This window comes from Jeotgalicoccus halotolerans, from assembly GCF_003387165.1.
In the GTDB taxonomy this organism is placed as follows: Bacteria; Bacillota; Bacilli; order Staphylococcales; family Salinicoccaceae; genus Jeotgalicoccus; species Jeotgalicoccus halotolerans.
Genome location: NZ_QUMW01000010.1, coordinates 189,157 through 208,760, shown reverse-complemented (window position 1 = coordinate 208,760; position 19,604 = coordinate 189,157). Strand labels below are relative to the sequence as shown.

Annotated in this window: 18 protein-coding genes, 1 pseudogene and 1 riboswitch; of the genes and pseudogenes, 15 read left to right on the top strand and 4 right to left on the bottom strand. The window is 39.1% G+C overall.

What is annotated here, in order from left to right; translation table 11 throughout:
• Positions 1-61: 61 nt before the first annotated feature.
• Positions 62-1,396, top strand: a complete 1,335-nt coding sequence (glnA, locus tag DFR63_RS05830; RefSeq protein ID WP_115885002.1) for a type I glutamate--ammonia ligase — start codon at positions 62-64, stop codon at positions 1,394-1,396.
• A gap of 37 nt (positions 1,397-1,433) precedes the next feature.
• Here the strand turns inward: glnA and DFR63_RS05825 are convergent, their stop codons facing one another.
• The gene (locus DFR63_RS05825) at positions 1,434-2,162 is read right to left on the bottom strand and encodes an SDR family NAD(P)-dependent oxidoreductase (RefSeq protein ID WP_115885001.1); all 729 of its coding nucleotides are present in this window, start codon (positions 2,160-2,162) and stop codon (positions 1,434-1,436) included.
• Positions 2,163-2,201: 39 nt separating this feature from the next.
• Positions 2,202-2,456 (bottom strand): annotated as a pseudogene (locus DFR63_RS05820) (phosphate--AMP phosphotransferase); the annotation flags it as partial.
• Positions 2,457-2,678: 222 nt separating this feature from the next.
• Positions 2,679-2,821: riboswitch (FMN riboswitch) on the top strand.
• A 142-nt stretch (positions 2,822-2,963) separates the two neighbouring features.
• Between DFR63_RS05820 and ribD the strand changes: the two are divergent.
• The 5 genes from ribD to DFR63_RS05795 are packed head-to-tail and all read left to right on the top strand — an operon-like array spanning position 2,964 to position 6,742.
• The gene (gene ribD / locus DFR63_RS05815; RefSeq protein ID WP_245954143.1) at positions 2,964-4,007 is read left to right on the top strand and encodes a bifunctional diaminohydroxyphosphoribosylaminopyrimidine deaminase/5-amino-6-(5-phosphoribosylamino)uracil reductase RibD; all 1,044 of its coding nucleotides are present in this window, start codon (positions 2,964-2,966) and stop codon (positions 4,005-4,007) included.
• Positions 3,992-4,606, top strand: coding sequence for a riboflavin synthase (locus DFR63_RS05810; protein WP_115884999.1), 615 nt, complete (start codon positions 3,992-3,994; stop codon positions 4,604-4,606). Before ribD ends, DFR63_RS05810 begins: the two co-directional genes overlap by 16 nt.
• Entirely contained in the window at positions 4,599-5,768 is a 1,170-nt protein-coding gene (gene ribB / locus DFR63_RS05805) for a 3,4-dihydroxy-2-butanone-4-phosphate synthase (protein WP_115884998.1), read from the top strand. Before DFR63_RS05810 ends, ribB begins: the two co-directional genes overlap by 8 nt.
• Positions 5,769-5,780: 12 nt before the next feature.
• The gene (ribH, locus tag DFR63_RS05800) at positions 5,781-6,248 is read left to right on the top strand and encodes a 6,7-dimethyl-8-ribityllumazine synthase (protein WP_115884997.1); all 468 of its coding nucleotides are present in this window, start codon (positions 5,781-5,783) and stop codon (positions 6,246-6,248) included.
• A gap of 17 nt (positions 6,249-6,265) precedes the next feature.
• Positions 6,266-6,742, top strand: a complete 477-nt coding sequence (locus DFR63_RS05795; protein ID WP_115884996.1) for a nucleoside deaminase — start codon at positions 6,266-6,268, stop codon at positions 6,740-6,742.
• A 199-nt stretch (positions 6,743-6,941) separates the two neighbouring features.
• Here DFR63_RS05795 and DFR63_RS05790 read toward each other — a convergent pair whose 3' ends face one another.
• Together DFR63_RS05790 and DFR63_RS05785 are read right to left on the bottom strand one after the other, a co-directional pair.
• A complete protein-coding gene (locus DFR63_RS05790) occupies positions 6,942-9,959 on the bottom strand; it encodes an efflux RND transporter permease subunit (protein ID WP_115884995.1) in 3,018 nt (1,005 codons plus the stop codon).
• Between the two features lie 88 nt (positions 9,960-10,047).
• A complete protein-coding gene (locus tag DFR63_RS05785) occupies positions 10,048-10,389 on the bottom strand; it encodes a DUF6176 family protein (RefSeq protein WP_115884994.1) in 342 nt (113 codons plus the stop codon).
• Positions 10,390-10,548: 159 nt separating this feature from the next.
• On the opposite strand from DFR63_RS05785, the gene DFR63_RS05780 reads away from it, so the two are divergent.
• The 9 genes from DFR63_RS05780 to DFR63_RS05740 all read left to right on the top strand — a co-directional run bounded on the left by DFR63_RS05780 (position 10,549) and on the right by DFR63_RS05740 (position 19,599).
• Entirely contained in the window at positions 10,549-12,000 is a 1,452-nt protein-coding gene (locus DFR63_RS05780) for a SulP family inorganic anion transporter (RefSeq protein ID WP_115884993.1), read from the top strand.
• A 16-nt stretch (positions 12,001-12,016) separates the two neighbouring features.
• Positions 12,017-12,421 carry a universal stress protein gene (locus DFR63_RS05775; RefSeq protein ID WP_115884992.1) on the top strand — a complete coding sequence of 135 codons (405 nt, stop codon included), beginning with the start codon at positions 12,017-12,019 and terminating at the stop codon, positions 12,419-12,421.
• A 135-nt stretch (positions 12,422-12,556) separates the two neighbouring features.
• On the top strand, positions 12,557-14,077 hold the full coding sequence (exaC, locus tag DFR63_RS05770; RefSeq protein ID WP_115884991.1) for an acetaldehyde dehydrogenase ExaC: 1,521 nt from the start codon (positions 12,557-12,559) through the stop codon (positions 14,075-14,077).
• Positions 14,078-14,413 carry a DUF779 domain-containing protein gene (locus tag DFR63_RS05765; RefSeq protein ID WP_115884990.1) on the top strand — a complete coding sequence of 112 codons (336 nt, stop codon included), beginning with the start codon at positions 14,078-14,080 and terminating at the stop codon, positions 14,411-14,413.
• A 288-nt stretch (positions 14,414-14,701) separates the two neighbouring features.
• Complete coding sequence (locus DFR63_RS05760) at positions 14,702-16,042, top strand: MATE family efflux transporter (RefSeq protein ID WP_115884989.1); 1,341 nt, start codon at positions 14,702-14,704, stop codon at positions 16,040-16,042.
• 111 nt (positions 16,043-16,153) lie between these two features.
• The gene (locus DFR63_RS05755) at positions 16,154-16,990 is read left to right on the top strand and encodes an ATP-binding cassette domain-containing protein (RefSeq protein ID WP_115884988.1); all 837 of its coding nucleotides are present in this window, start codon (positions 16,154-16,156) and stop codon (positions 16,988-16,990) included.
• Positions 16,987-17,715, top strand: a complete 729-nt coding sequence (locus DFR63_RS05750) for an ABC transporter permease (RefSeq protein WP_115884987.1) — start codon at positions 16,987-16,989, stop codon at positions 17,713-17,715. Before DFR63_RS05755 ends, DFR63_RS05750 begins: the two co-directional genes overlap by 4 nt.
• A 224-nt stretch (positions 17,716-17,939) precedes the next feature.
• A complete protein-coding gene (locus DFR63_RS05745) occupies positions 17,940-18,605 on the top strand; it encodes a response regulator transcription factor (protein WP_115884986.1) in 666 nt (221 codons plus the stop codon).
• Positions 18,595-19,599 carry a sensor histidine kinase gene (locus tag DFR63_RS05740; protein WP_115884985.1) on the top strand — a complete coding sequence of 335 codons (1,005 nt, stop codon included), beginning with the start codon at positions 18,595-18,597 and terminating at the stop codon, positions 19,597-19,599. The genes DFR63_RS05745 and DFR63_RS05740 overlap by 11 nt, the downstream gene beginning before the upstream one ends.
• The last annotated feature ends 5 nt before the right edge of the window (positions 19,600-19,604 follow it).

Genomic DNA, 19,604 nt, shown 5'->3' with positions numbered 1-19,604 from the left:
ATCGGGTTTATAAAGGAGGAGAAGATTTATGTGTTAAATATATTTAGGAGTGGTCATTTTAATGAGCAAAATATCTAAGGAAGATATTTTAAAGATTGCAGAACAAGAAAATATTGGTTATGTAAAACTTCATTTTACTGATATATTAGGTGCGCTTAAAAACGTGGAAATTCCAGTTGAACAGCTGGAAGAAGCTTTGGACGGCGAAACTATGTTCGACGGCTCTTCTATTGAAGGCTTTGTGCGCGTCGAAGAATCGGACATGTTTTTAAAACCTGATTATAATACATGGGCTATTTTCCCATGGTCGGATGAAGACTGCAGAGTAGCACGTCTGATTTGCGATGTGTACAATTTTAATAATGAACCGTTCGAGGGAGACCCGAGAAGTAATTTAAAACGCATAATCAAAGAAATGGAAGATATGGGTTATGATGCTTTTAATTTAGGGCCCGAACCAGAGTTCTATTTATTCAAACTGGATGCCGATAGTAATCCAACGACAATTATAAATGATACAAGCGGATATTTCGATTTATCGATTACGGATTCAAGTGAAACATGCCGCCGTGAAATAGCTAGAACATTGAAAGAAATGGATTTTGAAGTGGAAATGTTTCACCATGAAGCGGGGCCGAGCCAGCATGAAATCAGTTTTAAGTACAGTGATGCTGTGACTTCGAGCGATAATATCCAGACATTTAAGCTAGTAGCGAAAACAGTTGCGAGAAAATATGGACTGCATGTTACATTCATGCCTAAACCGCTGTATAATGAAGCTGGAAGCGGCATGCATTATAATGTATCGTTATTTAAAGATGGTAAAAACACTTTTTATGATGAAAATGATGAGTACGGGCTGAGTGAAGAAATGAAATACTTTATGGCAGGTTTATTAGATCATGCGAGAGGATATACAGCCGTCTGCAACCCGCTTGTAAACTCGTATAAGCGTCTGAGTTCGGGATTTGAAGCTCCCCGTTATATTGCATGGAGCGGGAGTAACCGGACGCCGCTGCTCAGAATCCCATCAACTCGCGGTGCAGGTACACGTGCAGAAGTGAGATCGCTGGACCCTTCAGCGAACCCGTATCTCGCAACTGCTGTAATCCTGAAAGCAGGACTAAGCGGCATCCAGCATCAGAAGGATTTAACAACGCCGGTAGATGAAAATATTTTCGAAATGACAAATAAAGAGCGTAAAGCAGAAAATGTGGAAGACCTGCCGACGACATTGTATACAGCTTTGAAGGCACTAAAGGCTGATGAAGTTATTCAGGACGCATTGGGTAAACATATCTGCGACCACTTTATAGAAAATAAAACCTATGAATGGAAGATGTACAGCGCGCAGATTACAGCATGGGAAAAAGAAGAATATTTAACGCAGTATTAATATAAAAGAGGAGTAACGCATAGCGTTACTCCTCTTTTTAGATATAGTCTTTAACATCATAGCTTTCTTCACTGCCGAAGTCTTCCAAGGTTACCACTTTATATAATGCTGCTGCAACGTCTTCTGCTTTCGCCAGTTTGTTTGTTTCCTTGTATTCTTTAAAACGGTCGAGATTGGGGAACTCTTCAATATCCGATGCTCGGATTACTTCTTGCATTCCTGTATCGATAACGCCCGGGTAAAATACGGCGCTCTTAATGTTGTTGCCCTGATGGATATTTTCTTTATCCAGCACGCTGTGAATCATATTTACAGCAGCTTTTGAACTGCAGTACACACTCCAGCCTTCTATGGGACCGCGTGCAGCACCGCTCGTCACAGTAACAATACGCTTTTCTCCTCCGAACTCTTTGAAGCGGTTTACAAACCCTTGAATAAGCAGCGTTGGTGCAACGACGTTTACTTTATAGTTGGCAAGCATTTCCTCTGCGGATAAGTTGCTTACAGCTTTTACAGGATCAACGATACCCGCAACATTCAATAAATATACTTCATCATTTTCGTCAGGGTCGACAGAGTTAAAGATTTCAGAAACAAACTGCTCCATAGCATCAGTATCACTGAAATCCATTGTGAATGATTTATAGATATTATCTGTATTTTCTACGCTGCTTCTCGTAATACTGATAATTCTGCTGTCTGTGAATGCTTTAGCGGCAGCTTCACCAAGCCCTCTGTTAGTACCTGTTAAAAATACATATTTCATTTAATATTTCCCCCTTGTTTTTATGTTACAACAATTCCATTATACTCTTTTATCAGCTTTCGCTAAATGTTCTTCGCATATTTTTATAATTGTTCTGAGAGCAGTAATACGGGCATAGCGTTTATCGTTTGCAGGGATGACTTTCCAGGGCGCATGTGCAGTATCTGTTTTACGAATCATATCTTCTGAAGCTTCTAAATATAAATCCCATTTCTCGCGGTTGCGCCAGTCTTCATCTGTAATTTTCCAGTGTTTTTCAGGATTGTTTTCTTGTTCTTTAAAACGTTCAAGTCTGAAGATACGTCTTTATTTTAAAAATCTTTGTTAATTTCAGTATATCTTTGCGCAGGCTAAACTGCACTTCATAAAAGAAATTGATAACATTAACACAGAGAGGAAAAGCTCTAACGCTTTAAAACCAGCGTTAAAATAAGCTGACTAATTTTCTGACAAATCAATACATTGCCTTTTTCCTAGCAGTGTACTATATTTTATATAGAGTTTTTCAACTGAATACTATTCTTTCGGGGCAGGGTGTAATTCCCAACCGGCGGTAATCTTTTTAGAAAGCCCGCGACCCGTACGGTATTTATTATCGTATGGCTGATTCAGTTAAAGTCTGAAGCCGACAGTTAGAGTCTGGATGGGAGAGAGAATAATGCAGCAGCGTAGAAATGTTTTTAAACATTTTAATACGTTTATTTAACATTGTATAAAATACTGTGTTACTTTAGCATACATTTTTTAACGCCTTCGAATGTTTTTATTCGAGGGCGTTATTTTTATTCAGGAGGTAAAAACTTGAACAGATATATGGATATGGCTGTAAACCTGGCCAGGATATCAGCGGGTCAAACGTCAGTGAACCCGCCGGTCGGCGCTGTCGTCGTCAAAAACGGCAGAGTCATCGGCTACGGTGCACATTTAAAAGCGGGAGAACTGCATGCAGAACGAGCCGCATTAAACAGCTGCATTGAATCTGCAGCAGGAGCGGATATATACGTCACGCTTGAGCCATGCTCGCATCATGGAAAAACACCGCCGTGTACGGATGCTGTAATCGAAGCCGGCATTAAACGTGTGTATTATGCGGCCCGGGATGTGAATGACAAAGTCGATGGCTTAAAGGTTTTAAACGATCAGGGTATAGAAACGATTTACCTGAAGCACTCTGATGTCGAAGAACTTTATCGTCCGTTTAATACCGGTATACTGAATCAGCGGCCATTTATTACACTGAAAGGTGCTATGAGTCTTGACGGTAAAATTGCCCGCCAAGACGGTGACAGTCACTGGGTCAGTAATGAATATTCACGCCTGGATGTGCATCATCTCAGACAGCAGCATGACGGTATACTGATTGGCGGCCATACTTTGTTAAACGATAATCCGAGTCTGACCACCCGTTTATCAGATAACGATTCACATCCTGTACCAGTTATTCTGCTGGGCTCTCAAACACTGAAGGCGGATATGAATATTTTCAAACATCCGCATAAGCCAATCATCTTTACCAGCAATAAAGAGAACGCAGCATTTGAAGATCGTGCAGAACTATACTTTGGATCTTACGATTTAAGCGAAATACTTTATATATTATATGAACGGGATATTGTTTCACTTTTGGTGGAGGGCGGTTCGTCTATCCACACACAATTTTTAAACGAAAACTTATTCGATGACCTCATCATTTACATTGCCCCGAAAATATTTGGTTATTCTGAGTATCAGCTTCATCAAGGCGACCCAGACAGTCAGCTGAATCTGATATTGCATCATGTTGAAAAGCTCGAGTCGGACATCAAACTCACTTACAGGAGGACTCAAGCATGTTTACAGGATTAATCGAACAAACTTCACCCGTACTTTTTATTAATAAAACATCCGCATTAACTGAATTGGAAATAAAAAACACCACTTTTGACGATTTAAATATTGGTGATTCTATCGCGGTGAACGGTGTCTGCCTGACCGTTACAAAACTTGAAGAACAGTCATTCTTTGTTGAGATTGTTAATGAAACTAACAAAATAACGTCGTTATCGGAACTAAGGAATGGAGATTTGCTTAACCTTGAACGCGCGATGAGACTGGAACAGCGGCTTGGCGGCCATATCGTATCCGGCCATGTTGACGGCACCGGAGTTATTGGCGGTATTTATAACGATGGTGATGCTTTAGTAATCACTGTGGAATGCCCTCGTGAATTAATGAAATACATGACCTTAAAAGGATCTGTAACAATCGACGGCATCAGCTTGACGCTGTTCGATATTAACCTTGAGAATAATACATTTATTTTAAATATTATTCCTGAAACACAAAGCAAAACGGCTCTCGGCCAAAAGAAACAGGGAGATATCGTGAATATAGAAGCGGATATGATGATTAAACATATCGATCATCTGCTTAATTTTGAGAAAGCGGGTGGTACTCATGTTTGATTCAATACACAGTGCACTGGAAGATTTAAAAGCAGGAAAATTAATCATCGTTGTGGATGATGAAGACAGGGAAAATGAAGGAGACCTTGTTGGTATAGCAGAGTTTATCGATGCGTCGGCGATTAACTTTATGGCCGCTCATGCCAGAGGACTGATTTGTACACCTGTTTCAGCTGATATTGCCGAGCAGGCAGGACTTGTTCCCATGACTGAACATAACAGTGATGAATATCAGACTGCTTTTACAATTTCTATAGATCACGTCAATTCGACAACTGGTATCAGCGCCTTCGAACGGTTCGATACGATAAAAGCACTGCTTGAAGCAAATGTTTCACCTGAAACATTCAATCGTCCGGGACACGTTTTTCCGCTAATTGCCAAGGACGGCGGTGTGCTGGAACGTCAAGGTCACACAGAAGCTGCGGTGGATTTGGCAAGACTGGCAGGAGCAAAACCTGCAGGTGTAATTTGTGAAATTATGAATGAAGACGGGATGATGGCACGTGTTGATGATTTAAAAGTATACAAAGAAAAACACGGCATAAAAATGATTACGATTGAAGATTTACAAAAATATATAATCCAGCAGCATGCTGTGATGCTGGCAAGCACTATTTCTCTACCGACTAAATTTGGACAGTTTAAAATGTATGACTTTATTGACCGTGAAGGCAAGGAACATCTTGCTCTGGTTCATGGAGAAATTACTCCGCATATGAATGTACGTATTCATTCTGAATGTCTGACCGGAGACGTCTTTAAAAGTGCGCGTTGTGATTGCGGTGATCAACTGGATAAAGCGATGCAGATTATCAGTGAGGAGGACGGTATCATCCTGTATATGCGCCAGGAAGGACGCGGAATCGGGCTGACAAATAAACTAAAAGCGTACGAACTCATAGAACAGGGTTACGATACAGTGACTGCTAATGAACATCTAGGTTTTGATGCGGATCTGCGCACATATGAAGAAGCAGCAGCTATGCTGAAACACTTAAAAGTGGATGAGGTAACGCTGCTGAGCAATAACCCGAAGAAAATTGAAGGTCTGAAAAAAGAAGGTATTACAGTACATTCGAGAGAACACATCGTGACTGCAAATATATATAACGAAGATTATTTAAATACAAAAAAAGAAAAAATGGGACATCTGTTATAGGAGGAAATAAAAATGAATGAATTACAGAAAACGATGAACGGTGAAAATTTGAAGATAGCAATAGTTACGGCAGAGTTTAACGATTTTATTACCGATCGCCTGCTGGATGGTGCACATAAAACATTACTCAAGCACGGTGTGAAAGATGACAATATCGATTTAGTATATGTACCGGGAGCCTTTGAACTGCCGCTGACAGCAAAAACATTGGCAGAAACGAAGAAGTACGACAGTGTTATCACGCTCGGCTGCGTGATTCGGGGCAGTACAACTCATTATGATTATGTTTGTAACGAAGCAGCAAAAGGTATAAGCCATGCAGGATTATCAACAGGCGTACCCGTTATATTTGGCGTTATAACTACTGAGAACATCGAGCAGGCAATCGATCGTGCTGGCGCGAAAGTGGGCAACAAAGGCTCTGAAGCGGCTGTAACGGCAATAGAAATGGCGGGCGTCATCCAAAATATTAAAAAATAACACAAGGAGGTTCTTGAATGATAACCGAATCAGATAAAGCATACTTAAAACGCAGTGTAGAACTCGCTGAAGAGGCATTAAAAACAGGTAATTCACCCTTTGGATCGCTGCTTGTGTCAAAAGACGGTAGTGTGTTGTTTGAAGACCACAACCGCGACAAAGACGGAGACCAGACGAAACATCCGGAATATGCAATCGCGAAATGGGCAGTAGAAAATTTAAGTCCATCAGATCGTAAAAATACAGTAGTTTACACATCTGGTGAACATTGCTCAATGTGTTCTTCGGCACATGCACTGGCAGGACTTGGCCGGATTGTCTACGTAAGCTCATCAGTACAGCTGAAAGAATGGCAGCAAGAGCTCGGTCTTACAGAATCAGGTGTGTTAAAAGGTTTAAGTATTGAAGAAGTCATTAATAATCCAGAAGTAGATGGACCTGATGAAGAACTGTCACAGCAGGTGAAACATCTTCAGATAGAATATTATAAATAACAAAAATACCGGAAATCTTAAGTGATTTCCGGTACTTTTAAATTTTTTGAGGTGATCGGGGGTGTGGATACACATGAACTTCTGTCATGCCAGCTCAGCTCTGAATTTAAACCAAGTGTTTTAGCCATAGTTTCAAGGAGCAGATCGTCTTCGCGGCAAATAAAAAGGACTTCCCTGGGGAGGTCCTTTTTATCTTATATTATTTCTTATTGCTGTATTTAAATTTGTAGTAGAAGTAGTACAGTGCAGGTGTTGCAACCATCGACAGCAATGTCGAGAATGCAAGTCCGGCAATGACTGTGACTGCGAGCGGCTCGAACAGAACGTCACCGCTGAATGCAACAGGTATCAATGCAAGTATACTCGTTACAGTAGTTAAAATAATCGGCTTGAATCTTGCGCGTCCACTTTCGTAAATCGCAGTATAAATGTCGTCGACACTGCCGTCTCTTCTGCGAATTTCTATAAAGTCTATTAACACAATCGCGTTTCTGACAACGATACCGGTCAGTGAGACCATCCCCATTATACCTAGGAAGCTGATTGGGGTCTGAGTTACAAACAGACCAATAACGCCTCCGCTTATTGCTAAGAAGATGCTGAATACTATAATCAGCGGCAATACGAGCGAGTTAAATTCAAAAGCGATAACAAGGTATACAAGAATCAGTATTACTGAGAATAAAATACCAATTTCGATAAAAAAGTCGGTCTGGTCGGATGATTCTCCGCCGACGATAACTTCTGTACTGCCCTCGAGGCTGTCACTGTAATCACTGATTAACGATTCTGCGGCTGCTTCATCATCTGAATATACTTGAAGTTCGGCAGTTCTTTCGCCGTTTTTGTGCTGAATTGCAGAAGTATCTTCAGTTTCTGATAAGGTGACAAAATCACTTAACGGATATATCGCCGGACTGCCGTCCTCGATGTTCACAATATCGATATTATCGAGGTAATATTCATCAGCATATTTTAAGGACAGCTCTCTGCTGCTTCCGTCTTCAATAATTTCCTGAAGCGGAACCCCTTCTGATATCATATTTAATTCATTTTTAACCTGTGATATTGAAATGCCGTTTTCTTCTAATGCATCGTAATCAATACTGTACTGTAATGTTTCTACAGGATTGCCGATGCTGGAAGTAACGATTGCACCTTCATTTTCAAGCTGTTTAGTGAGTTCTGCAACTCCGGAACTTAAAGTATCTAAGTCTTCTTCGAAGAATTCCACTGTAATTGGAGCGCTGGCTGGCGGTCCCTGAATAATCGTGTTCATGAATATTTTAGCATCCGGGAATGCTTCACGTAACGGTGCTTCATATTCATCAATCGTTGCTGAAGCACTCATTTGTTCCTTATCTATCTGCAGTGCAATCTGTGCTGTATTTTCACCTGACTGATCTAAAGAAGCACCGAATAAGTTCGGCAGACCTTCACCTGTAAAGATAGATGCACCTTCCACATGATCCATATCTTCCAATAGATGAGCGAGGACTTCTTCTGTATCTTCATGTGTCTTCTGTATCGTCTGTCCTTCATCAAAAATCAGGTCAATTGTGACTTCTGAGCGATCGGCTTCGGGGAAAAACTCAAATGGTGTGAAGCGAACAAGACCGACTGACAATAAAGTGATAACAAGAATAACTAAAAACGACAACAATGGACGTTTTAATACTTTAGGCAATACTTTATCGGCATATACTTTACTGCCCCATGTAAATGTTTTTCCTAATAACCCTGGAGTCTTAGATATTTTTCTATAAGGGATTACTTGGCGCATAGCTGGAATAAATGTCAGTGCAAGCACTGTTGAAACAATCATTGTAGATATTAAAATACTCGGCAGTGCTTTTATAAAGTCACCATTTGCACCGGATAATAACAGAAGCGGCGAGAATGTAAAGACGATAGCAGCTGTTGAAGCAATAACTGACGGTGCAACTTCTTTAACACCGTTATAAATCGCATCACTTTTACTGTCTCCGAGTGTGAATCTGCGTTCAATATTATCGTTAACGACAATCGAATCATCGACGAGTATGCCGAGCGCGATAATTAAACCGATAACGGAAATCTGGTTTAGATCGACACCCATCCACGGTATCGGAATCAGTCCAATAAAGATTGAAATGAGTACAGTCAGCATTACTGTAATTGCACCGAATAATGATAGTCCGATTGACGTCCCGATAATAACAGCAATTACTGCAATCAGCAGTGACATATATAAGCCGATAAATATATCTTCAACATTCTCTCTTTCCGATGAAATATTATCTACCGTTACGCTGTCAGGCATACTGTCAAATCTTTCGTTAATAACGGACTCAACATTTTCAGATACTGACGGTACATCTTCTTCACTTGATAAAAACACTGTGAATGATATTGCGTCCTCACCGTTGTACTGAACAATATCTCCAGGAGTGCTTTCAACTGACTCAATACTCGCAACATCTAAGAGCGGCACTCTATCTTCACCTATACGTACTTCTTCAAGTACTTCGAGAGCTGTTTTATCTTCAAATGATAAACGAATAATTTCGTCATCCTGAACATCCTGTCCCAGCACGACAGGGCTCAGAGATAAGTCGATTTCATTCATGATTTCATTTGGATTCAGCTGTTCTTCCGATAAAGCGTCCCAATCAAGCTGGATTTCGTATTCCGACTCTCTGTAACCTTTAATTGTTACACTATCGACACCGGAAAGCTGGATGATTTCCTGCTGCAGGCTCTCAACGTCTCCTCTGACAGCTTCTAAGTCCTCAAAAGAACCGCTATGTATTTGATAACTTAAAATCGGGAATGCATTTGTAATAGACTCAACTTCCGGCTGAGCCGCATTTTCCGGCAGGTCACCGCTGATGCTCTGCACTAGATTATTAACATCATTGAGCACATTATCCGGAGTGCTGCCGTCACTGAGAGAAAGTGTAATGACTGAAGCATTATCTTCTGAAACTGAAGAGACTTCTTCGATACCTTCGATACTGAAGATTTCAGTTTCGATAATATTTGTTATGTTTTCCTCAATGTCATCTTTGTTGGCTCCCGGCCATGCAGTGATTACATTAATTAAATTCACTTCAGTTTCGGGAATTTCACGCTGATCGATCGTTAAAAAAGTATACACACCCACAATAGACACTGTAAAAATTAAGACAATGAATAACAAACTTCTTTTTAGTAATATATCAGCCAGTTTTTTCATATGTATCCTCCATTAAGATAACAAAAAAGTTATGTTCTACTGTCATTATATAGTAAAATTACCCGCCAATAACATTGGCGGGTAATTTTTATCTAAGTAATTGTCTGAGGTGTTCAGGCAGCATGACTACTTCTGCCTGCATATCTGCAGGACGGAACGTTTTATCAATGCATTCATCCATATATTCAAGATGTTTTTCATCCAGGTGGGTGTCGTCAATTTTTTCGCCGTTTTCATCGCTATGAATGCTGTACCAGTATAAGTATTCAACATCCATAAAGACTTCCCGGAAAATTGTTTCGACGTACATCTTTTCCCCTTCAAGGTTTAAAAGAACATCGTCCATATTATCACGCATGTATTCAATCCATTCGTCAACTACGGCGCTCTTACCCTCTTTTACTTTGAACTTTGTCAGTTCTGCTCTCATTTCATTCCTCCTGGTATTTTTAATTTAAACGGCATTCTCATATACATTTTATAGGAAACTTAACCCGTATGCTATTTTATAAGGTTGTTTTATTAAGAAATTTATTGATTTCATCTGCTATACTTTATATAAATATTAAATTTTAGGAGACAAAAATAGATGATAGAAAAGTTTAAAAGAGAATGGCTGACCTCACCCGGGACGAATATTATGGCGGGAATTGTCGTCGCGCTGGCACTCATTCCGGAAGCTATAGCGTTCTCTATAATTGCTGGAGTAGATCCAATGGTCGGGCTTTATGCTTCGTTTCTCATCGCGGTAATTATTTCTTTAGTCGGAGGAAGGCCGGCGATGATTTCAGCTGCAACGGGTGCAGTTGCATTATTAGTCGTTCCGCTTGTCAGAGAATACGGTGTAGAATATTTATTTGCCGCAACGATATTGATGGGAGTAATACAGATTATTCTTGGGATTTTTAAAGTAGGAAAGCTCTTAAAATTTATTCCGAATTCGGTTATGATCGGCTTCGTTAATGCTCTGGCTATAATGATTTTCATGGCGCAGCTGCAGCATATTTTCGGCATTTCATTTGATACATATATCTATGTAGCGATAACAATTGCGATTCTTTACCTATTGCCGAAATTTCTCAAAAAAATACCCGCTCCGCTAGTTGCGCTGGTCGTATTAACAGCATGTTATATATTTTTCGGGGCTGAAGTACGCACTGTAGGCGATTTGGGGTCGATAGAAAAATCATTACCGAGCTTCATTATACCTGATGTACCTTTCACTCTCGAAACATTAAAAATTATCTTCCCTTACTCATTATCGATGGCCATTGTAGGTCTGGTTGAGAGTCTTCTGACAGCACGCATTGTGGATAATGCAACAGATACGTACAGCAGTAAGAACAAAGAATCTCGCGGCCAGGGTATTGCAAACTTTGTGACTGGTTTTTTTGGCGGCATGGGCGGCTGTGCGATGATTGGACAGTCAGTGATTAACGTTAAATCAGGAGCTACGACGCGTCTATCCACATTTACAGCAGGTGCTGTCTTAATGCTGCTCATCATTGTCTTCGGGGATCTGGTCGTGCAAATACCGATGCCGATACTCGCGGGGATTATGGTGGTTGTTACTATCAGCACATTTGACTGGAAAACATTTAAATATATGAAGGCTGCTCCGCGCACGGATGTATTTGTTATGCTGCTTACTGTAGGGATTATTTTAGTTACTGACAATCTGGCAGTCGGTGTTATTGCAGGAGTATTCTTCAGCGCAATTTTCTTTGCAACAAAGATATCAAAAGTAAAAGTGACTTCTAAATTAACAGAAAACCATTACATTTTTCTGTTCGAAGGACAAATATTTTTCGCTTCGATAGATACGATGATTGAACAAATTGAATTTAAGCAATACGATAAGGACATCCGTCTGGATTTCTCACAGGCGCACCTCTGGGATGATTCCGCAGTAGATGCAATAGATACAATGGTCAGGAAGTTTGAAGATAAAGGAAACACGGTATACGTGGACAAATTAAATGCAGACAGCCGAAAAATCGTTAAAGAACTCAGTCAGCTGAATGAACAGCATTTAACTTAGAGAACGGGGGATTTAAATGTATAAATCGATACTGCTTGCAGCGGACGGATCGAATAACAGTTTCAGGGCCGCAGAAGAAACACTGAATTTCATTAATGAAACTGCAAAGGTTACAATACTGAATGTAATCCAAATAGAAAAGTCAAAAGATGCAATCCTTCATGGTGAAAATACCATCCAGGAACAAAAAGTGAAACTGTCGGATATTATTGAGTTATATGAAGAAAATAACGTTGATTATAACGTTGTTTTTGAAAGAGGCATACCTGATGAAACCGTGGTTAAAGTCTCTAACAGCGGAGATTATGGCATTGTAATACTAGGCAATAGAGGATTAAATGCTTTGCAGGGAATGATGATGGGCAGTGTGAGCTATAAAGTAGCAAAACGGGCCAATATACCGGTGCTTATAGTTAAATGAAGAGAGACGGATGCATAAAAGCATCCGTCTTTTTTAAAACTTAAAACATAATTATCTGTAAATTGAAAGCCTTTACATTAAGTGATCTTATTAGGTAGAATGAAAGTATCAAAAACATAATAAGGGGGAAAAGAAATGGTATTTGAATTTCCGAATAAAGAAGGCGCCAAGTATAAGATTAAAACACAATACGAAAACTACATCGGCGGTGAGTGGGCACCGCCTGCAGATGGCGAGTATTTTGAAAACGAGTCTCCGGTAACCGGTGAAGTCGTGTCTAAAGTGCCCCGTTCTAAACAGGAAGATGTCGATAAAGCAGTTGCTGCAGCACGCGAGGCGCAGAAGTCGTGGGGATTAACATCTGTAACGGAGCGAAGTAATATTCTTTTAAAAATTGCAGACCGTGTAGAAGAACATCTGGAAGAGCTTGCTGTATTAGAAACCTTTGAAAATGGTAAAGCTGTGCGTGAAACATTAAATGCCGATTTGCCCCTTGTCGTCGACCATTTCAGATATTTTGCTGGTGTTATCCGCGGACAGGAAGGCGGTATTTCACAAATAGACAACGATACAGTGGCATACCATTATCATGAACCGCTTGGAGTCGTCGGGCAGATTATTCCCTGGAATTTCCCGCTGCTTATGGCAACGTGGAAAATCGCACCTGCTCTTGCAGCCGGCAACTCTATCGTCTTAAAACCTGCAGAACAGACGCCGACTACGATACTGCATCTGGCGGAACTGATTGGAGACCTGCTTCCTTCCGGTGTCTTAAATATCGTTAACGGTTTCGGTTCTGAAGCAGGGCAGTCACTCGCAACACACACCGGCATTAATAAGATTGCCTTTACCGGTGAAACAACGACAGGACGCATCATTATGCAGAATGCAAGTCAGAATATCATTCCTGTAACGCTGGAACTTGGCGGGAAATCACCAAATATTTTCGCCAAAGATGTTCTGGATGCAGACGATGAATATCTTGACAAAGCAATCGAAGGCCTGGTAATGTTTGCGCTTAATCAGGGAGAAGTATGTACATGCCCGTCACGTGCGCTTGTTCATGAAGATATCTTTGATGAATTTATGGAACGTGTTATCAAGCGTGTTGAACAGATTAAAGTCGGTAATCCGCTGGATCCGGATACGATGATGGGCGCTCAGACTTCAAATGAACAGAAAGAAAAAATAGCTTCTTATCTGGATATTGGTAAAAAAGAAGGTGCAGAAATACTGACAGGCGGAAACTTAAAAGAAGTCGATGGAGATATCGAAAACGGATATTATTTCGAACCGACTATCTTTAAAGGCCATAATAAGATGCGCATCTTCCAGGAAGAAATTTTTGGGCCGGTACTTGCAGTAGCCACTTACAAGGATGACGATGAAGCAATCGAAATTGCAAACGATACACTGTACGGACTTGGCGCAGGCGTATGGACACGCAGCCAGAACAGAGCATATCGTTTAGGACGTGCAATTCAGGCGGGCCGTGTATGGGTAAACACTTACCATGACTACCCTGCTCACGCAGCATTTGGCGGTTATAAAATGAGTGGTATTGGCCGGGAAAACCATAAGATGATGCTTGGACACTATCAGCAGACTAAAAACCTGCTGGTCAGCTACAGTGAATCACCAAAAGGATTTTTCTAATTGGCAGTACTGGAACAAGTCTATGCGACTGATCAGGCCAGATCACTTATTAAAGAATTAAAAGAAGAACACGGAGACTTAATTTTTCACCAGTCAGGGGGGTGCTGCGACGGTTCCAGTCCGATGTGCCTAAAAGAAGGCATGATGATTATAGGAGATGTCGACATGCAGCTTGGTGAAATAGAAGGTGTGCCTTTTTATATGAACCATAAGCAGTATGAATACTGGAAGCATACGCAAATTACGCTTGATGTTGTTAAAGGCATCGGCGGTATGTTCAGCGTGGAGGGGCCGAGAGGTGTCAGATTCCATATTCGCAGCGAACCGATAGAGTAAACAAAAACGGTCACTTTGGTGGCCGTTTTTTTGCTTGTCTTATAAAAAGTTAAACGCATTTCCAAACAAACCGGAGAGAAGCAATCCGGCGATTAATCCAAAGCTGAATATCAATCCCCATTTAACCCATTTCATAAAAACAGCTCCTTTTTCTTACATCGTTACTGATATACCCTTTCTTTTCTAGATATACCGATAATTTTAGAACCAATACTTAGCTTTTTCAGCTGCTTCGTCTTATAATATTACATTGTGTTTTACAGTAACTAAAAATCAGCAGGTGAAGAAATGAAAAGCTCGAAAAGTGATTTTACAACCGGTCCTATATTAAAGCCGCTGATTATATTTTCAGCGCCGATTATGCTGGCAAATCTACTGCAGACCAGCTTTCAAATCGTCGACAGTCTCTGGGTCGGAAATATTCTCGGTGCAGAGGCGCTCGGTGCTGTGGCCATTGCAACAACAATACTGGTCACTATCTTGTCTTTCATCCTTGGATTAAACAATGCGGCCCTGACGATTTTATCTCAGCAGCATGGTCGTAAAGATGATGAAGGTCTGAAGCGCTATTTAAATGCTTTTATCGTTATTATGACTGTAATGTCTGTGGTTTTTGCTGTAATCGGTTATATATTTGCAGAAAGTTTGCTCGGGATTATAGGGACACCGGATGCTATTCTCGATATAGCGGCATCATACCTTCAAATAAGCCTTCTCGGCATGTTCTTCTTATTTGGCTATAACTTTATTAATACTGTGTTCAGAGCACTTGGAGACAGCAAGACGCCACTTAGAATCGTCTTCCTTGCGGTCATACTGAATGCTGTTCTGTCACCGCTCTTTATGATTGTATTTGATCTCGGTATCCAGGGTGCTGCCCTCGCTACAGTGGGTTCACAAGCAATTGCATTTCTGTACAGTGCTTATCTCGCAGTAAAACGCAATCTGGTGCCGTTTAAAATACCTTCGTTACCGGCACGTTATGAAGTCGGGCTGATTTTAAAACTGGGTATTCCAGCGGGACTGCAAATGGGAGTGATTCACGCGGGAATGGCAGCGATATTAAGTGTCGTTACACAGTTTGGTGCAGACAGTGTAGCGGGATTCAGCGCAGCACAGCGCCTCGACAGTTTAATTATGCTGCCGGCAATGGCTCTGGGTACGGCAGTGAATGCTATGGCAGGACAAAATATTGGTATTCAGCAATGGTCGCGCGTGAAACAAATCGCACGGTATGCCACTTTTTATAATTTCGGTTTAATGCTGAGCGTTGCGGCTGTCGTTATTATATTCGCAGAAGCAGGAATAAGGATGTTCATCCAGGATGAGGCGGCTGTAGAGTTTGGAACAAACTACTTAAGAATTGTAGCGCTGTGCTACCCGTTTTTAGGGCTGAACTTTGTACTGAATGGTATCGTCAGAGCTTCTGGAGCGATGTATCAGGTACTTATTCTGAATATCATTTCCTTTTGGATACTGCGCTATCCGTTATCCGGACTGTTTGCTTCGTACTTAGGAGAAATTGGTGTCGGTATCGGAATGGGTGTCAGTTTTATAATCAGCAGTATTTTTGCCTACCTTTACTATAAGTTTGGTAAGTGGAAAGAAAAAGAACTGTTTAAAAATTAATAATTGTTACTGACTGGACTGGAGAAAATTCCAGTCCTTTTTAAATTTTATTCATAATAAATTCAGATTTGCTTCTTATACTTAACTTATAGAAATGAAAGGAGATTATATATGATAGATATTCAAAAATTATCTGTGTCTTATAAAAAACAGCAAACATTAAAAGATTTAACTTACAATTTTAAAGCTGGACAAATATACGGTTTACTTGGTCCAAATGGTTCTGGGAAAACAACACTGTTTAAAGCCATTTTAAATCTTGTTCCTTACTCAGGTTCAGTTACCACATTAAAGAAAAGTACTATTGGCCATTTAATAGAATACCCTGGTTTTTACGCAAATCTTACATGTCAGGAAAATTTAAGTCTTCATGCTTCTTATATAAATTTATTTGATTTAGATTTCAGTCATATGTTTAATAAGTTCAATCTGAGTGAGGAGAAAGAAAAGAAATTTAAAAATTTGTCATTAGGTATGAAGCAGCGATTAGGTTTAATACGTGCCATGATGAATAATCCTGATATTATTCTTCTGGATGAACCAACAAATGGTCTTGATCCTATAGGGATTAAAGATATGAGAGAAATAATTACCAGAGAAATTAAGTCTGCTGAAAGAACTGCTGTGATTTCCAGTCATATGCTGCATGAACTTACAGCTTTTGCAGACACCCTTATACTCATTAAAGACGGTGTGCTCATAGGTCATCTTTTTAATTCTCGTGACCCTTATGGATTAGTTTCTGTCAATTTTATAGAAAAAACTGATACAGAATTCAAAAAACAGTTCCAGCATCCGGTTAATATCCTTAAAACAGACATCGATTTTAAGATATATGGGAATTATGAAGAATTATCAGCATTCTATTCAAACTGCGAGAGGCATAGTCTCGAGTCTCTATATGTGACTGTGATGAATCTGAACATACAAGGAATGAAGTTACTATGATTCAATATATAAAAAATGAATTTTATAAGATCAGACATGAGAAATTTATGGTTTATATCACAATGTTGAGCTTAGTACCCTTTATGATGAACGGGATAAATTTTTATATAAATGATGATAATTTAAGTTTAAAGAACGGTCTTTATTTTAGATTATACAACCAGTACTTAATGCTTTTGCCAATTATCACAAGTGTCATTGCTGCATCATTATTTTATATGGAATATACTAATCGGACTTTGTTAGCATGGCTGTCATACGATAAGAATAAATTTAAACTTTTCAACTCAAAAGTGCTGGCCTTCCTGCTGATTTCACTTCAACTTATGTTAGTTAATTTATTTATAATTATAATTTTTTATGCTTTTAACAATGCAGGATTACTGACACTTGGAAGAATTTCATTATCATTTATATCACTGAATATTTTTATCATTGTAAGTGTAGGTGCCTTCACACTGTTCATTATTAATATGACAAAAAATATTATTATTTCTTTTACTGCAGGCATAGTGTTTACGATTATTTCAATGATTTTAATAGCGGCGCCATTCTCCTACCTGTTGCCGGCAACTTTAGGCTATAGAATCGGTCATTTACTTTTAGATAGCAGCTTTTATTATGATAAACCGTTGATTCATACACTAACGGGTTTTCTGATTACAGTTATAACAACTTTATCCCTTTACTTTTTAGCTTATAAAAAATTTAAAATACATGAATAGAGGATGATAAATATGGAAACATTAACTACGATCTTAGGTATTTCAATGGTGTTGTTAGCGTTAGCTTCACTGAGTTTACTGGCTCTGGAAATAATCACTAAAAGTCCTGAACATAGAAGTTTCAGATTAGCCAATATCTCTGGTTTAACCGCTTTTTTATGTTTAATTGTATTTCTAGTTTTGATAAACTTTCTTGTATAAATGAGAGAACTGGGGATTGATGTATGAAAAATTATAATATTCTAATCGTTGAAGATGATATCAGCTCTGCCAAAAATTTAAGTAAAATTCTTGAAGCTGAAGGTGCCAATGTGTATTTAAATCATACAGGTGAAAATGTATTAGAAGATCTTGCTAACATACACATTATCCTTCTCGATATTATGCTGCCGTTTGACGATGGGCTGTCCATTAGTGAGTATATTAATCAGCACGTTGATATTCCTATCATTTTTTTGACTGCAAGAAATGATATAGACAGTAAAATAGTCGGACTGCGTTCGGGCGACGATTATGTTACTAAACCATTTCATCCCTTCGAACTCATTTCCCGAATTGAGAATATAGCAGAAAGATTTTACAAGAAAGAGTTTGTAACTCTATTTGGACTCACAGTATCTCCGGAGCATTTCGAAATATACGACAGCAGTCTAAATTTAATTACTTTAACGAGAACGGAAAATCGTTTGTTTTTTTACCTTTTTGCTAATATAAATAAGACTTTGACCAAATCGCAAATTCTTGAATATGTTTGGCCGGATGGAGATGCTTTTGATAATACGCTCAATGTATATATCAAAAAAATCAGGTATAAAATCGGAGATGAAAATAACAAGATAATTACTACAATTCATGGTGTTGGATATAGGATGAATTATCATGAAAAATAGAAGCCTGCTTTATAAATTCTATTTCATGATTAGTATAAGTATTGCAGCGATTCCACTAGTTTTTATCGTTTTGGGATATATGGTGTTCTTCGGACATCAATGGATTACAGCAATATTGAATATAGATGAATCCTTTCAAGGAAGCATTATTACTTCTTATTTTTATCTGATGTTTTTTGCTATCTTATTTAGTCTAATGTTCCTGGGAGCGAGATATTTTAAGAGAGTTATTGAAAGAGTTACTGAGATGGAGAAAACCGTTAAAAAAATTGCAGGAGATGCTGATTTTCCTGACAAATTAGAAGTGATGAATGACAGTGAAGATGAACTCAATCAGCTTGCACATTCTATTAATACACTGATTGACAGACTAAGAGCGAAAGAGTTGGAAATTTCTCAGATGGAGGATTTAAGAAGAGAGTATTTAAAACAGTTATCTCATGACATAAATACCCCCTTGAATGCCCTGAATCTGGAGCTTTACTTGTATAATCAAGAACATGGTATTCCGCAGGATGAGGCCGGTGTTCTCTACAGTAAAGTTGATTATATCAGTAAGTTAGTGAACACTATTTCAAGTCAAGCATTATTTGATATTAATAACTACTATGTTTTCAAAAAGGAAGTTGAATTGAATGGATTGATAGATAAGACAATGGAGAAATGGTTTTATCTGCTTAATAAAAATCAGGTTGAGGTAAATATTGAGCGTAAAATAATTTTAAAATGGACGGCGGACGATTTATGGATTGAACGTTTACTTGAAAATATTATATCTAATATCTTCAGACATTCTCATACTAATCAACTGGATATTATTATAGATAATCAATTGATTATTAAAGATTATGGCAAGGGCTTTGATAAGTCCGAGGCCGCTAACAAAACCGGAAATACAGTCATAGAGAATATTTGTCAAAAGTTTGAAATCCAATTAAATATATCTCCATCACATGGCGGCACCGTCTATACGATGTATCAAAAAAGAAAATAATATAA

Coding starts and splice junctions, on each gene's coding strand:
- glnA (WP_115885002.1), top strand. CDS start 62: ATGAGCAAAATATCTAAGGAAGATATTTTAAAGATTGCAGAACAAGAA.
- DFR63_RS05825 (WP_115885001.1), bottom strand. CDS start 2,162: ATGAAATATGTATTTTTAACAGGTACTAACAGAGGGCTTGGTGAAGCT.
- DFR63_RS05810 (WP_115884999.1), top strand. CDS start 3,992: ATGTTTACAGGATTAATCGAACAAACTTCACCCGTACTTTTTATTAAT.
- ribB (WP_115884998.1), top strand. CDS start 4,599: ATGTTTGATTCAATACACAGTGCACTGGAAGATTTAAAAGCAGGAAAA.
- ribH (WP_115884997.1), top strand. CDS start 5,781: ATGAATGAATTACAGAAAACGATGAACGGTGAAAATTTGAAGATAGCA.
- DFR63_RS05795 (WP_115884996.1), top strand. CDS start 6,266: ATGATAACCGAATCAGATAAAGCATACTTAAAACGCAGTGTAGAACTC.
- DFR63_RS05790 (WP_115884995.1), bottom strand. CDS start 9,959: ATGAAAAAACTGGCTGATATATTACTAAAAAGAAGTTTGTTATTCATT.
- DFR63_RS05785 (WP_115884994.1), bottom strand. CDS start 10,389: ATGAGAGCAGAACTGACAAAGTTCAAAGTAAAAGAGGGTAAGAGCGCC.
- DFR63_RS05780 (WP_115884993.1), top strand. CDS start 10,549: ATGATAGAAAAGTTTAAAAGAGAATGGCTGACCTCACCCGGGACGAAT.
- DFR63_RS05775 (WP_115884992.1), top strand. CDS start 12,017: ATGTATAAATCGATACTGCTTGCAGCGGACGGATCGAATAACAGTTTC.
- exaC (WP_115884991.1), top strand. CDS start 12,557: ATGGTATTTGAATTTCCGAATAAAGAAGGCGCCAAGTATAAGATTAAA.
- DFR63_RS05760 (WP_115884989.1), top strand. CDS start 14,702: ATGAAAAGCTCGAAAAGTGATTTTACAACCGGTCCTATATTAAAGCCG.
- DFR63_RS05755 (WP_115884988.1), top strand. CDS start 16,154: ATGATAGATATTCAAAAATTATCTGTGTCTTATAAAAAACAGCAAACA.
- DFR63_RS05750 (WP_115884987.1), top strand. CDS start 16,987: ATGATTCAATATATAAAAAATGAATTTTATAAGATCAGACATGAGAAA.
- DFR63_RS05745 (WP_115884986.1), top strand. CDS start 17,940: ATGAAAAATTATAATATTCTAATCGTTGAAGATGATATCAGCTCTGCC.
- DFR63_RS05740 (WP_115884985.1), top strand. CDS start 18,595: ATGAAAAATAGAAGCCTGCTTTATAAATTCTATTTCATGATTAGTATA.